At 75.1% G+C, this 13474-nt stretch carries 14 protein-coding genes; 7 read left to right on the forward strand and 7 right to left on the reverse strand.

Features of this window, described 5'->3' with window-relative positions; genetic code table 11:
• Positions 1–58: 58 nt before the first annotated feature.
• The 4 genes from LV78_RS34840 to LV78_RS34855 all read right to left on the reverse strand — a co-directional run bounded on the left by LV78_RS34840 (position 59) and on the right by LV78_RS34855 (position 3082).
• Positions 59–928, reverse strand: coding sequence for a helix-turn-helix transcriptional regulator (locus LV78_RS34840; protein ID WP_253850327.1), 870 nt, complete (start codon positions 926–928; stop codon positions 59–61).
• Between the two features lie 54 nt (positions 929–982).
• Positions 983–1786, reverse strand: coding sequence for an SDR family oxidoreductase (locus tag LV78_RS34845; protein WP_253850329.1), 804 nt, complete (start codon positions 1784–1786; stop codon positions 983–985).
• Positions 1787–1905: 119 nt separating this feature from the next.
• Positions 1906–2424 (reverse strand): hypothetical protein, encoded by a 519-nt coding sequence (locus LV78_RS34850; protein ID WP_253850330.1) that lies wholly within the window; start codon positions 2422–2424, stop codon positions 1906–1908.
• Between the two features lie 76 nt (positions 2425–2500).
• The gene (locus tag LV78_RS34855; protein WP_253850332.1) at positions 2501–3082 is read right to left on the reverse strand and encodes an NAD(P)H-dependent oxidoreductase; all 582 of its coding nucleotides are present in this window, start codon (positions 3080–3082) and stop codon (positions 2501–2503) included.
• Positions 3083–3141: 59 nt separating this feature from the next.
• Between LV78_RS34855 and LV78_RS34860 the strand changes: the two genes are divergently transcribed.
• On the forward strand, positions 3142–3735 hold the full coding sequence (locus LV78_RS34860; protein WP_253850333.1) for a TetR/AcrR family transcriptional regulator: 594 nt from the start codon (positions 3142–3144) through the stop codon (positions 3733–3735).
• A gap of 6 nt (positions 3736–3741) precedes the next feature.
• On the opposite strand, the gene LV78_RS34865 is transcribed toward LV78_RS34860, so the two are convergent.
• Positions 3742–4293 (reverse strand): GNAT family N-acetyltransferase, encoded by a 552-nt coding sequence (locus tag LV78_RS34865; RefSeq protein WP_253850336.1) that lies wholly within the window; start codon positions 4291–4293, stop codon positions 3742–3744.
• A 126-nt stretch (positions 4294–4419) separates the two neighbouring features.
• Between LV78_RS34865 and LV78_RS34870 the strand changes: the two genes are divergently transcribed.
• The 3 genes from LV78_RS34870 (at position 4420) to LV78_RS34880 (ending at position 9181) form a co-directional block, all read left to right on the forward strand.
• Positions 4420–5100: a hypothetical protein gene (locus LV78_RS34870; RefSeq protein WP_253850337.1), complete on the forward strand. Its 681-nt coding sequence runs from the start codon at positions 4420–4422 to the stop codon at positions 5098–5100.
• Between the two features lie 190 nt (positions 5101–5290).
• Complete coding sequence (locus tag LV78_RS34875; protein ID WP_253850339.1) at positions 5291–7843, forward strand: bifunctional lysylphosphatidylglycerol flippase/synthetase MprF; 2553 nt, start codon at positions 5291–5293, stop codon at positions 7841–7843.
• Positions 7844–7876: 33 nt separating this feature from the next.
• Entirely contained in the window at positions 7877–9181 is a 1305-nt protein-coding gene (locus tag LV78_RS34880; protein WP_253850341.1) for an alpha/beta hydrolase, read from the forward strand.
• Positions 9182–9212: 31 nt separating this feature from the next.
• Here the strand turns inward: LV78_RS34880 and LV78_RS34885 are convergent, their stop codons facing one another.
• Positions 9213–9713 (reverse strand): ricin-type beta-trefoil lectin domain protein, encoded by a 501-nt coding sequence (locus LV78_RS34885; protein WP_253850343.1) that lies wholly within the window; start codon positions 9711–9713, stop codon positions 9213–9215.
• Between the two features lie 305 nt (positions 9714–10018).
• Here LV78_RS34885 and LV78_RS34890 point away from each other — a divergent pair, with 305 nt between their 5' ends.
• Positions 10019–10231, forward strand: a complete 213-nt coding sequence (locus LV78_RS34890; protein WP_253850345.1) for a hypothetical protein — start codon at positions 10019–10021, stop codon at positions 10229–10231.
• A 104-nt stretch (positions 10232–10335) separates the two neighbouring features.
• On the forward strand, positions 10336–11892 hold the full coding sequence (locus LV78_RS34895; protein WP_253850347.1) for an amidohydrolase: 1557 nt from the start codon (positions 10336–10338) through the stop codon (positions 11890–11892).
• Between the two features lie 66 nt (positions 11893–11958).
• Here LV78_RS34895 and LV78_RS34900 read toward each other — a convergent pair whose 3' ends face one another.
• Complete coding sequence (locus LV78_RS34900) at positions 11959–12360, reverse strand: VOC family protein (RefSeq protein ID WP_253850350.1); 402 nt, start codon at positions 12358–12360, stop codon at positions 11959–11961.
• A 105-nt stretch (positions 12361–12465) separates the two neighbouring features.
• Between LV78_RS34900 and LV78_RS34905 the strand changes: the two genes are divergently transcribed.
• Positions 12466–13431 (forward strand): helix-turn-helix transcriptional regulator, encoded by a 966-nt coding sequence (locus tag LV78_RS34905; RefSeq protein ID WP_253850351.1) that lies wholly within the window; start codon positions 12466–12468, stop codon positions 13429–13431.
• Positions 13432–13474: the final 43 nt, after the last annotated feature.

Below are 13474 nucleotides of genomic sequence, written 5' to 3' on the forward strand. Positions count from 1 at the left end.
AGTTGGAATCACAGGGCATGATGACTTCAGTGTCGGATGAAATGAAGCCGGGGGCCGGTCATCCCGCCCGCTCCTCCTGGCTGGCCGCCCACGACGCCAGGAGGGCGAGGCCGTCGGCTGTCGGCGTGCCCGAGGGCGCGGTGTAGACGGTCAGGAGCAGGCCGGGGTCGGTGGGCAGCTCCATCGACTCCACGTCCAGGTCGAGCCCGCCCACCACCGGGTGGCGCAGGCGCTTGCGCCCCGACCGGTGCAGCCGCACGTCCCCGGACGCCCACCGCCGCCGGAACAGCTCGCTGCGCGTCGACAGCTCGCCGACCAGGGCGATCAGCGCCTCGTCGTGCGGGTCGCGACCGGCCTCCATGCGCAGCTTCGCGGCCACGTCGCGGGCGATCCGGTCGTAGTCGGGGAAGAACGCCCGCGCCGCCTCGGGTTCCAGGTACACGAACCGCGCGGTGTTCGCCGGTCGGCGCGGATCGGCCAGCACGGGGGAGTACAGGGCACGGGCCAGCCGGTTCGCGGCCAGCACGTCGTAGCGGCCGTCGCAGATCCAGGCGGGCGCGTCGGTGATCGCGTCGAGCACCCGCCGCAGTGCCGGGCGCACCACCGTGGCCGGTCGCCTGCGGGGAGCGCCCGGCGTCCCGGACCGGCGGGCGAGGTGGAGCAGGTGCGCGCGCTCGGCCTCGTCGAGCCGCAGGGCCGAGGCCAGCGCGTCGAGCACCCCGTCGGAGGCGCCGGAGAGGCCGCCGCGCTCCATGCGCACGTAGTAGTCGACCGACACCCCGGCCAGCATCGCCACCTCCTCGCGGCGCAGGCCCGCGACCCGGCGGTGGGCGCCGTAGGCGGGCAGTCCGGCCTGCTCGGGCGTGATCCGGGCGCGGCGCGAGGTCAGGAACTCCTTGATCTCGGTGCGCGGGTCGGTCGTGGTCACCGGTCCACGGTAGGCCGTGATCGACGGGGGAGGGAGGCACTGCCGGTGCCCCTCCTACGTGCCCGACGCGGTCGTGGCGATGCCGCCGTCGACCGGGATGACCGCGCCCGTGAGGTACGCCCCGGCCCGGCAGGCGAGGAACACGGCGACACCGGCCATGTCGTCGTCGTGGCCGAGGCGGCGCAGCGGGGCCTTCGCGGCGATCGCGTCGCCCAGGGTGGCGAGCGTGGTGGCCATCATCTGCGACGGGAACGGTCCGGGGGCCACCGCGTTGACCGTGACGTGCTGCGGGCCGAGCTCCCTGGCCAGCACCCTGGTGAGCTGGTGCAGGCCCGCTTTGCTGGCGGCGTAGGAGTAGTTGGGCGCGGCGGCGACGTGGATGGCGGCGATGCTGCCGACGTTGACCACCCGCGCGGGGTCGTCCGGGGTGGCTGCCGCGCGCAGTGCCGGGAGCAGCGCCTGCACCAGCCGGAAGGGCGCCTTGAGGTTGAGGTCGAGCACGGTGTCCCAGGCCTCGGCCGGGAACGTCTCCAGGGGCTCGCGCCACATGGCCCCCGCGTTGTTGACGAGGACGTCGAGGCGGTCCGAGTCGGCGGTGACGAGGTCCGCGAGGCGGTGGCACCCGTCGGGCGCGGACAGGTCGGCGGGGAACGCCTCGACGTCGCCGAACCCGGACAGGTGACTGCGGGCCTGCGCGCACGCGCCCGCGTCGCGCGAGCTGATGACGACGCGGGCCCCGGCCTGCAGGAGGCCGCGCGCGATCATCAGCCCGATGCCCCTGGTGCCACCGGTGACGAGCGCGCGCTTCCCGGTGAGGTCGAAGAGGGCCGCGTGGGGGGTGAAGTGGTTGTCCGCCATGGGTTTTCGCCTGTTCTGCCGTGGACTCTGGCACGACCAGGCTGGCAGGCGGTCCGGGGGTCGGGGAGATCCCGGTGGTCCGGGTACCGGGAGACCCCCCGACGCTCACCCCCGCCGGATCAGTAGTCCTCCCACATGTCGTAGTCGGCGGTCTTCGGCCCCGCCGAGTCGTCCACCCCGAGGGCGGCCAGGTCGGCGGAGGTGAACGTCGCGTCCGCCCGGTCGCCCAGGAACACCCCGACCAGCACGTCCAGCACCTCCAGGTGGTGCTCGCGCACCTGCTCGTTGCACTCCCGGATGCGCGTCAACCCGCTGATGAGCGCGGTCCGCTCCAGGCCGTTCTGCTCCAGCTGCTGGTAGATCGCGGTGGCGTCCACCATCCCGTCACCGGGCGCGGAGACCTTCAGGTAGGAGGCGATGACCCTGTTGAACATGAAGAACAGCGCGCGCTGGTTCTGCGGCGTCGCCTCGCGCTCCAGCACCACCCCGAACAGCCGCTGGAGCCCGTCCAGCACCCGCTTCCGGTGCGCCAGCATCGCGGTCGCGAAGGCGGTGTTGCTGCCGTAGGGCTCCTGCCGGGTCTCCGGCTGCACGGCGATGTAGGCCTCGACGAGCGCCCGCCGGTCGTAGTCGATCACCGGCGCAGGGTGCCTGAACCCGCGTCGGGTCCACAACGGAATTACGGACGCCCGCCGCGACCGGGCGGGTGGGCGGTCAGACCAGCGCCGCCGTGGTCAGGTCCGCCACCAGCGCGTCGACGACGCCCTCGATCGTGGCGGCGTCGGCGCTGTCCGAGTCGTGCACGAAGCGGGACGTGGTGACCCTGGTGTTGCAGTACTCGAAGATCCCGTGGTCGATCGCCACGCGCATCGACTCGGCGTAGCCGTGCCGGTCGTACATGTCGGAGTCGCCGCCCGCCAGCGCGACGAGGTGCACCTGGTGGCCCGCGAGCGCGGTGCCGCCCTCGCCGTAGGCCCAGCCGTTGGTGAAGACGCGGTCGATCCAGCCCTTGAGCAGGGCGGGGAACGACCACCAGTAGACCGGGAAGACCAGGACGAGGTTGTCGGCGCGCTCGACGCGCTCGTGCTCGCGCCGGACGTCGGCGGGCGCGTCGTCCGCCGTGCGGGCGGCTTCCGCGTCGGCCGGGGTGAAGGTGGGGTCGAAGCCCTCGGTGGTCAGGTCGGCGACCTCGGCGGTGTGGCCGGGGGTCGCGGCGACCCGTGCGGCGACGCGGTGGGCGGTGGCGCCGGTGAGGGAGTCGGGGGAGGGGTGGGCGAAGACGACCAGGGTGTGCACGGGGGCCTCCAAGTCAACTTACGATTAGTAACTTACGATCGGTAAGTTAACCTGAGCCCATGGCGAAAGCGGAAGGGCCTCGGCGGCGGATGTCCCATGACGCGCGTCACTCCCAGCTCCTGGAGGAGGCCCGGCAGCTCATCCGGGAGGAGGGCTGCGACGCGCTCACCCTGGCGCGCGTGGCCGAGCGGGCCGGTGTGGCGAAACCGCTGGTGTACCAGCACTTCGGCACTCGGGCGGCCGTGCTCGTCGAGCTGTACCGGCGGTTCGAGGAGCGGCAGCTCGCCGTGCTCGGCGAGCTGCTGGCCTCGGCGGAGGACGACCTGCGGTCGGTCGCGGAGCTGATCGCGGACGCGTGCGTGGGGTGCGCGGTGACGGAGGGGGAGGAGCTGCCGGGGGTGGTCGGCGCGCTGGAGGGGTCGCCGGAGCTGCGGAGGTTCCGGCAGGAGGCGGACGGGCGGTTCGGCGACGCGTGCCTGGAGGCGCTGCTCCCGTACGCCCGCGCTGGTGCGCTGCCCGCCGCGGTGATGCCCGCGATCCTGGGGGCGATCGGCGGGGTCGCGCGGAGCGTGATCGTGGGGGAGTGCACGCCGGACGAGGGGCGGGAGGCGCTGCGGGAGGTCATCGCGGCGCTCGTGCCGCGTGAGGGCTGACCGCGCTCAGCGCCGCGCGTCCGCCGTGACGCGGGAGTGGACGAGCACGTCGGTGCGACGGCCGCCGAAGGTGAGGAAGCTGCGCAACCTGCCCTCCAGCAGGTAGCCGTTGAGCTCCAGCACCCGCTGCGAGGCGTGGTTGTCGGGATCGACCCAGGCCTCGACGCGCGCGAAACCGCCCGCGCCGAGGCCCCACGCGGTCAGCAGCGCGATCGCGCGCGGGGCGACGCCTCGGCGGCGGGCGGCGGGGACGACCCAGTAGCCGATGCCCGCGACGCCCTGCTGCGGGCGCGTCATCAGGTTGATGTGGCCGACGGCCTCGTCGGCGCCCCGGTGGGCGATCGCCAGCGAGATGCCCTGGCCCGAGGTGAGCCGGGCGTGCTGGCGGGCGAGGTAGGCGCGGCCCTCCTCCTCGGTGTAGCGCGCGGGCACGGTGGTGCCCAGCGGGATCGTGGGGTCCTGGGAGGCCTGCTCGACGCAGCGCAGGTCGCCGTCGTGCCACGGGCGCACGCGGACGACGCCGTCTTCGAGCGGGGGCGGGTAGGCGAGGGTGGTCACGATCGGTCATCTCAGCACAGCGCGGCGTGGCGGTCCGGCGGAATAAGTGGAATCACGGCACACGATCACTTCAGTGCAAGCTGAAAAGAACTTGCGGCGGGAACCGACCTCACTCACCCTGCCGGGATGCGTCCGTTCTCGCGCCGTTGGATGTTCGACCTGGTGGACCCCCGTGACCGCGTCCGCGCACGCGCCCTGGCCAAGCAGCGGGCACTTGTGACGCGCTCCGACGCCGCGGTGCGCGACATGAACGCGGCGTGGCGGGCCTGCTCCCTGGCGGGGGAGGAGCGGGAAGCCGCCGAGGCTGCCGCGCTGCGGTGCGCCGCCGCTTTCGGGAAGGCGCGGGGGAGGACCGTCCACGGGCGGGTCGACGCGTTCCGCGCCGCGCCCGACGACGCCGCGCGCGCCGAGCTGTGGCCGTTCGCCCTGCTCTTCCTGCGCTGGGAGAACCGCTACCCGGACGAGTGGCGCGCGTCCGGCCAGTGGTCGTCCTGGACGACCAAGGACCTCCTGCTGCGCGACCTCGGGCGGCGCGGGGTGCCCGAGGCAGGGGAGGGGGTCGAGCTGGTGGTCGCCGCGCTGGAGCGGCCCTACCGGTGCAAGGACTGGATGTTCGCGCGCCTGGCGCGGCGGGTCGACGGCGACCTCCTGCGCGACCGCCTCGGCGGGCTGGCCGGGCGCGAGCCGCGCGCCCGGTTCGTGCTCGACCTCCTCGACCGGCCCGAGCTGCCCGCCTCCAGGGGAGCGTGGGCCCGCTGGCGCGCGGCCGACCCCACCGCGACCTCCACGACCGCCCACGTGGAATAAGTTGGAATCACGTAGCACGATGATTTCAGTGTCGAACGAAACCAAATCACCCGCCGGTGGACACCACTCCAGTAACCGCCGGTAAATACCCAGCCGGGACAACCGCCCCGAACAGGGCTTTCACCGGCCCCCACCGCGCCCGCCCCGCCGCCGTTGATCAGACTGGAGCCGGTCGACGGGAGGTCGGGGCATGGCCGGGGACGCGGACACCGCCGTGGCGCAGCAGGGGGGCACCGCCGGACCGCCCGGCACGACGCGCGCGTGGGCGGCGCGCGCCGTCCGGGCGGTCGCGGGCACACCGGTCACCGCCTCGCTCGTCGCCGCCCTCTGGACGCTCGCCGCCGTCACCGGCTCGCTGCGCGCAGGCCCGTCGCCGCAGCTGCGCGAGCTCGTCGCCGCCGGGGTCCGGCCGCTGGCCGACGGCCGCTGGTGGACCCCGCTCACCTCCGCCCTCTGGGCGCACGGCTGGCCCGCCTACGCCGTCTCCACCCTGGTCGCCCTCGCCGTGCTGCCCGTCGTCGAGCGCCGCCTCGGCTCCCCGCGCACCGCCGCCCTGCTGGTCGGCGTCCAGGTCGTCGGCGTGCTGGTCGGGGTCGGGCTGCTCGCGGTCGCGCCGGGGGAGTGGGCGCACGACCTCGCGGGCGCCACCTCCATCGGGCCCATCGGCGCCGTCCTGGGCGCCGCGCTCGCGGGCTCCGCCGAGCTCGGCCCCCGGTGGCGCCGCCGCTTGCGGCTGCTGCTGGTCACCGCCCTGGTGATGATGACCCTCTACGCGGGCCTGCTCGTGGACTTCCTGCGCCTGTCGGTCGGCCTCACCGGCCTCGCCGCCGTGCTGCTCGCCCGCCGCCGCCCACGCCCCGCGCCGCACCCGCCGTCGGCCGCCGAGGCCCGCGCGCTGGTCGCCCTGGTGGTCGCGGTCGCCGCCGTCGGACCGGTCGTCGCGGTGCTCGCCCGCACCCCCATCGGGCCGCTGTCGGTGCTGCACGACCTGTTCATCCCCACCCCGCTCGACGCCGCCGACGTGCAGGCGCTGTGCTCCGCGCCCGCCGACGGCGCCCCCACCGACGCCGCCGACGCCGCCCAGTGCAAGCAGATGCAGGCCGCCCTGCGGCTGTCCGGCGCGGGACCGGCGGTGCTCTCGCTCATCCCCGTCCTGCTGCTCCTGGTCGCCGCCGAGGGCCTGCGCCGGGGCCGCCGGGCCGCCTGGTGGACGGCGCTGGCGCTGCACGGGGTGTTCGCCGCGCTCGGGCTGGAGCTGGTGACGCTGCTGGTGGAGGTCCCGGAGGAGGAGCGGGTCTACTTCGCGGGTCTGCCCGGCGCGCAGTCGCTGGTGGCGATGCTGCTGCCGCTGGCCCTGCCGACCCTGGTGTTCCTGCTGGTGGCCTCGGCCCGCTCGCGCTTCCCGGTGCGCCACCCCGCCGCGAACCGGGCCGCTGCCACGATCGGGCTCGCGCTGCTCGGCTCGGTCGCGGTGTGGCTGCTGGGCGGCTGGGTGGCCCGCTCCGGGTTCGACCGGGCGATCGGGTTCGGCGACCTGCTCACCGAGCTGCCGCACCGGTTCATCCCGCCCGGCTACCTGGTGGAGACCCCGCCCGCGTTCCTGCCGTCCGACGTGCCCACGACGGTGCTGTTCGAGTGGACCGGCCCGGCGTTCTGGCTGGTCACGGCCGCCGTGCTGCTGCGGCTGTTCACCAGGGCGCCGTCCGCCGCGCACGCCGACGAGCGCGAGCGGGTGGAGGAGCTGCTGCGCGCGGACCCGCGCTCGGACCTGGCGCGCATGGTGCTGTGGGAGGGCCACCGCTACTGGTTCACCCCGGACGGCGGCACGGCGCTGGCCTACCGGGTGATCGGGTCGGTGGCGCTGACCACCGGCGGCCCGTTCGGCGCGCCGGGCACGGACGCGGGCGCGGTGGCCGGGTTCACCGCGTTCTGCCGCGACAACGGCTGGATCCCCTGCCTGTACACGGTGACCGAGCCGGTCCGGGCCGCGTGCGCGGACCAGGGCTACTCCACCGTCCAGGTCGCGGAGGAGACGGTGCTGGACCTGCCGGGGCTGGCGTTCACCGGCAAGGCGTGGCAGGACGTGCGCACCGCGCTCAACCAGGCGGCCAAGAAGGGCGTCACCGCCGAGTGGCACACCCTGGCGGAGCTGCCGCTGGGCATGGCCGACCAGGTGAAGGCGATCGCGGAGGAGTGGATCGCGGACAAGGGGATGCCGGAGATGGGCTTCACCCTGGGCGGGCTGGCCGAGCTGGCGGAGCCGGGGACGCGGCTGCTGCTGGCGGTGGACGCCGACCGGACCGTGCACGGGGTGACGAGCTGGCTGCCGGTGTACCGGGACGGGGTGGTGGTGGGCTGGACGCTGGACTTCATGCGGCGGCGCACCGACGGGTTCCGGGGCGTGGTGGAGTTCCTGATCGCCTCGGCCGCGCAGTCCTGCCGGGACGAGGGGGCGCTGCTGCTGAGCCTGTCCGGTGCGCCGCTGGCCCGCCGGGACCGGGGGGACGCGCCGACGCGGTTGCAGCGGCTGCTGGACCACCTGGCGTCGACGCTGGAGCCGGTGTACGGGTTCCGGTCGCTGCTGGCGTTCAAGGCGAAGTTCCAGCCCGACTACCGGCCGCTGCACATGGCCTACCCGGAGGGGGCGGCGCTGCCCGCGATCGGGCGGGCGCTGATGCGGGCCTACCTGCCGCAGGTGTCGGCGCGGCAGCTCGCGGCGCTGACCCGCAAGCTGCTGGACTGAGCGGGCGCGACTGAGCGGGAGCGGAGGGGCGCGGTGCTGGACTGGTCGCTGCTGTCGGGGGCGAGCCTGGCGATCGCCGTGGTGGCGGCGGGCGGGGCGGCGCTGGTGGTGCTGCTGCTCGGGCGCGGGCGCCGGTGGTGGTCGCGGCGGGTGCTCCCGGCGGTGGGGGTCGCGGGCGCGCTGACCGGGGTGGTGTGGGCGGTGGTGACCTTCTCCCGGCTGACCGCGTACCCGTTGCCCGCGGTGGTGTGGTTCGCGGTGCTGGCGGGGTCGCTGGGGCTCGCGCTGGCGGTGGTGCGGGTGGTGGCGCGGCCGTGGCGGTGGCGGCGGCTGGTGGTCGTGCCGCTGGCGCTGGTGGTGCTGCTGGGGGCGGGGCAGGCGGTGAACGCGCACTTCGGGCAGTACCCGACGCTGCGCTCGGCGCTGGGGCTGCCCAGGGCGGACGAGGTGGAGCTGTCCGAGGTGCCGCCGGTGGACGAGGGGGTCGTGGCGGTGCCGGACGGGGCGAGCGTGGCCTCGGTGTGGACGCCGCCCGCCGACCTGCCGAAGCAGGGGGTGGTGGCGCAGGTGAGCATCCCCGGTGTGGTGTCGGGGCTGGCGGCGCGGCCGGGGTGGGTGTGGTTGCCGCCCGCGTACCTCGTGGCGCCCCGGCCGCTGCTACCGGTGCTGGTGCTGGTCAACGGGCAGCCGGGGGCTCCGGGGGACTGGCTGGCGGGCGGGCGGTTGGCGGAGCGGATGAACGCCTACGCGGCCGAGCACGGTGGGCTGGCGCCGGTGGTGGTGGTGCCGGACGACCTGGGCGGGTCGTCGGTGGGGAACCCGATGTGCCTGGACTCGCGGTTGGGGAACGCGCGGACGTACCTGGTGCGGGACGTGCCGGACTGGATCACCTCGACGCTGCGGGTGGACCCGGACCCGGCGGCGTGGGCGTTCGGCGGGTTCTCGCACGGGGGGACGTGCGCGGTGCAGATGGCGGTGACGGCGACCGGCCGGTACCCGACGTTCCTGTCGATCTCGGGGGAGGACGAGCCGAGGAGGGGGACGCGGGAGCAGACGGTGGCGGACGCGTTCGGCGGGGACGAGGCGGCGTTCCGGGCGGTCAACCCGCGCGACGTCCTGGCGGGGACGCGGTTCCCGCAGGTGGCGGGGCGGTTCGTGGTGGGGGAGGGGGACAAGGACTTCCGGGCGCAGGGGGAGCGGATGTTCGAGGCGGCGCGGGGTGCGGGGATGGACGTGGAGCTGGTGGTGCTGCCGGGGCAGCACGGGTGGGAGGTGTGGGGGCCGGGGCTCACGCGGTGGTTGCCGTGGCTGGGGGACCGGGTGGGGTTGACCGGGTGAGCGGTTGGTCCGGTGGGGGCCGGGGGAGTGCTCAGCGGCTCAGGGACTGGAGCTGCCAGTGCTGGTTGTCGCTGTTGGTGTCGGCGACCAGGGAGAGCGGTCGGGTGGCGCCTGAGGACGTGGCGACGGTGAGCACCAGGCGTGGGCTGGTGCCGGGCACGGTGATGACGGAGTAGCCGCCGTTGACCGTGGTCACCTCCTCGACGAACCACTCGTAGGGCTGGTCGCCGAGGGTGACGGAGCTGCCGCCGTCGAAGCCGAGGTAGTCCTCGCCGAGCACGTCGTAGATGGTCCAGCGGTCCTCGCTGACGAAGGAGAAGAGCCAGAACTGCTCGCCCTCGCCGCTGGAGGTGCTGGCGACGGGGACGGTGCTGCCGGGCAGGCCCGCGGTGAGCAGCAGGGTGCTGTCGCCGATCCTGCTCTCGACCAGGTAGACGCCGTTGGGCTGGGCCATCGCGACGGGGGCGGCCGGGCTCGCGGCCAGCGCGACGCCCGCGCAGCAGGCCACGAGGGCGCGAACGAGTTTCCTCATGCGGCAAGGCTGACCCGAGCGGGGGCGTGGGGCGCGCTGGTTCGCCCGATCCTGGGTCGCTCGATCGGGGGTTAGGGGGGTTGATTCCATCTATTCCTTCAGTGTGGAACAAAACTGAATATCCCCGGCATCACATCCAAAAACCCAGCTAAGAACCCGAGCCTGCTTGAACTGCGGCGACGACAGCAGTCCACGCACTCGATGCGCGTGTCCAGGCCGGAACCGTCACGTGGCTTCAACGGTAGGTGCCGCGCTGACGGGGCGGAGGCCGCTGGCCAAGGAGCGGCTGTGGTGCACCTCCCCCGGTGGAGGTGGCGCCCACCTCGTCGACGGAGCGGCAGCCACCGGCGCGGACCGGGCAGGAGGGTTCGAGGTTCGTCGTTCGGGCGCTGCTCGCCGTGTCCGCGCTGACCGGCAGCGCCGTGGCCATGCGGTTGGTCGGCGTCCCGGACCCCGACGGGGAGGGCGTCGCCTTCGAGGACCCCAGGAGGTCCGCGAAGCCCGTCATAGGCGAGTGACCCCACCAACCGGTGCGGCGCAGGTCACGCCGCCCGGCGGCCGAGTTCGCCCCGACCGCACCTGCCGTGCGACCGCCGTCCGCGCAGGGGCAGACTCACCAGGCGTGACTACCACCCTTCTCACCGGCGGCCGGTTCTACTCGCCCACCGCGCCGGACGCCACCGCCATGGCCGTCACCGACGGCGTCGTGGTGTGGCTCGGCCAGGACGCGGCAGGCCGTGCGCTGCACCCCGACGCCGAGGTGGTCGAGCTGGACGGCGCGTTCGTCGCGCCCGCCTTCGTGGACGCCCACGTGCACGCGACCTCCGCAGGCCTCCAGCTCACCGGCCTCGACCTGACCGGCTGCGGTTCGGCCGCCGAGCTGCTGGACCGGGTCCGCCGCGCCGACGGCGCCCTGCTGTGGGGGCACGGCTGGGACGAGACCCGGTGGAGCGAGCAGCGCCCGCCCTCCCGCGCCGAGCTGGACGAGGCCGCGGGCGGTCGGCCGGTGTACCTGTCCCGCGTGGACGTGCACTCCGCGCTGGCCAGCTCCGCCCTGGTCGCGCTCGCGCCCGGCGCGCGGGACGCCGAGGGCTTCTCCCCGGACGGCCCGCTCACCCGCGCCGCCCACCACCACGTGCGCGGCGCGGCCCGTGACGCCATCCCCGCCGGGCAGCGGCGGGACGCGCAGGCGGCGTTCCTGCGGCACGCGGCCTCGCTCGGGATCGCGTCCGTGCACGAGTGCGCCGGTCCGGACATCTCCAGCCGGGACGACCTGGCCGACCTGCTGGCGGTCGAGGGCGGGCCTGAGGTGTTCGCGTACTGGGGCGCGCTCAAGCCGGTGGGGCTGCCGGTGAGCGGGCTGGCCGGTGACCTGTTCGTGGACGGCGCGCTCGGGTCGCGCACCGCCGCGCTGCACGCCCCGTACGCGGACGCGCCGGACACCACCGGGGCGCTGTACCTGGACGCCGACGCGGTGGCCGCGCACCTGGTGGCGTGCACGCGCGAGGGGTTGCAGGGCGGGTTCCACGTGATCGGCGACGCTGCGGTGGCGGCGGTCGTGGAGGGCTTCGAGCGGGCGGCGGCCGAGGTCGGGGTCCCGGCGCTGGCGGCGCGCAGGCACCGGTTGGAGCACCTGGAGATGGTGACCGCCGAGCAGGCGGCGAAGCTCGCCTCGTGGGGCGTGGTGGCGTCGGTGCAGCCGGTGTTCGACGCCGAGTGGGGCGGCGCGGAGGGCATGTACGCGGGGCGGCTGGGCGTGGAGCGGGCGGCGGGGCTGAACCCGTTCGCGACGTTGGCGTCGGCCGGGGTGATCCTGGCGTTCGGGTCGGACGCGCCGGTCACCCCGGTGGGGCCGTGGGCGGCGGTGCGCGCGGCGGTGCACCACCGCACGCCGGGGTCGGGGATCTCGCCGAGGGCGGCGTTCAACGCGCACACCAGGGGCGGCTGGCGGGCGGCCGGGGTGGACGACGGCATCACCGGCACGCTCCAGCCGGGCGCGCCCGCGACGTACGCGGTGTGGGAGGCGGGGGAGCTGTCGGTGACGGCGCCGGACAACCGGGTGCAGCGCTGGTCGCTGGACCCCCGGTCGCGGGTGCCCGCGCTGCCGGACCTGGACGGGCCCGCGCCGACGTGCCTGCGCACGGTGCTGCGGGGGCGCACGATCTATGAGCGTGCCTGAGGTCTGAGGCTTGAGGCCCTGGCTTCGCGGGGCCGCCCCTGGTCGACGGGGGCGGCCCCGCGCCGGTCACCGGCGCGCGAAGCGGGTGATGGCCTCCGGGGTGACAGGGGTGAAGAAGTTGACCAGGTTGCCGTCGGGGTCGCGCAGCAGCAGGGAGCGGTTGCCCCACGGCAGGGTGGTCGGCTCGGCCACGAACTCGGCCACCTCACCGGTCAGGTCGGCGTGGAGCGCGTCCACGTCGTCGACCCGGAACTCGACGATGACGCTGCGGTTGTCGGCGGGGTGGGCCGAGCCGGGGGCGAACAGGCCCACGGTGCGGGTGCTGCCGATCGCGAGCGTGGCGCCGCCGATGGTCAGCTCGGCGAAGTCGTCGCCCGCGCGGGTCGCGGTGACGCCGGTGACGCGCTCGTAGAAGCCGACGAGGCGGGCGACGTCGGCGGTGATGACGCGGATCGAGGCGAAGTCCACGGTGGTTCCTCCCTGTGCCCGGCGCCGGGTTCGGCGCCGCTGGGACGGACGCTAGGAGGGATACCGGGCGGAACCCGCCCGGTATCCGGGGCATGATTGCCCGCCGTGCCCCGTCCCACGGCCCGCGTGCTCGCCCTGCTGGAGCTGCTCCAGTCGGGAGGTGTGCGCACGGCCGCCGAGCTGGCGGACCGGTTGGGCGTGGACGAGCGCACGGTGCGCCGGTACGCGGAGCACCTGCTGGACCTTGACGTGCCGGTGGAGTCGGTGCGCGGCCGGTACGGCGGGTACCGGCTGGCGCGCGGCTACCGGTTGCCGCCGCTGATGCTCGGGGACGACGAGGCGCTGGCCGTGCTGCTGGGTCTGGTGGCCGGGCGCCGCACGGGGCTGACCACGGCGGCGGGCGCGGCGGGCGAGACGGCGGCGGCGAAGATCCGGCGGGTGCTGCCGGAGCGGTTGGAGCGCAGGCTTGCGGCCGTGCTGGAGTCGGTCGCGTTCACCGGCCCGGTGGACGGCGGCGACGGGCCCGACGGGGCGGTGCTGCTCACGATCGCCGACGCGGTGCGGGGGCGCAGGCCGGTGTCGATCCGGTACGAGGCGGCCGACGGTCGGCGCAGCGAGCGCGTGCTTCACCCGCACGGGCTGGTGGCCCACGCGGGCCGCTGGTACGTGACCGGCGAGGACCCGGCGGTCGGGGAGGAGCGCACGTTCCGGCTGGACCGGGTCGCGTCCGCGCGGACCCTGCCGGGCTCGTTCACCCCGCCACCGCCGGGCCGGGACCCGGTGGAGCGGGTGCTGACCGGCCTGGCGACCGCACCGCACCGGCACGAGGTGGTCCTGCGGATCGGGGGGAGCGCCGAGCAGGTCCGCGCCCGCCTGCCCGCGTCGGTGGCGGTGATCGGGGAGGCGGGCGCGGGGTGGGTCCGGGCGGAGCTGCGGGTGGCGAGCCTGGACTGGCTGCCCGGCGTGCTGGCGGCGCTGGACCTGCCGTTCGCCGTGGAGCGCCCCGACGAGCTGCGCGAGCGGGTGGCGGCGCTGGCGGACCGGTTGGCGCGCTCGGCCCGGCGGTCCTAGCCGGTCGGTGCCGGGTCGTGTTTCGGAAGTGGCGTGCGCGGGC

The organism is Actinosynnema pretiosum (assembly GCF_024171695.1).
Lineage (GTDB): Bacteria > Actinomycetota > Actinomycetes > Mycobacteriales > Pseudonocardiaceae > Actinosynnema > Actinosynnema pretiosum.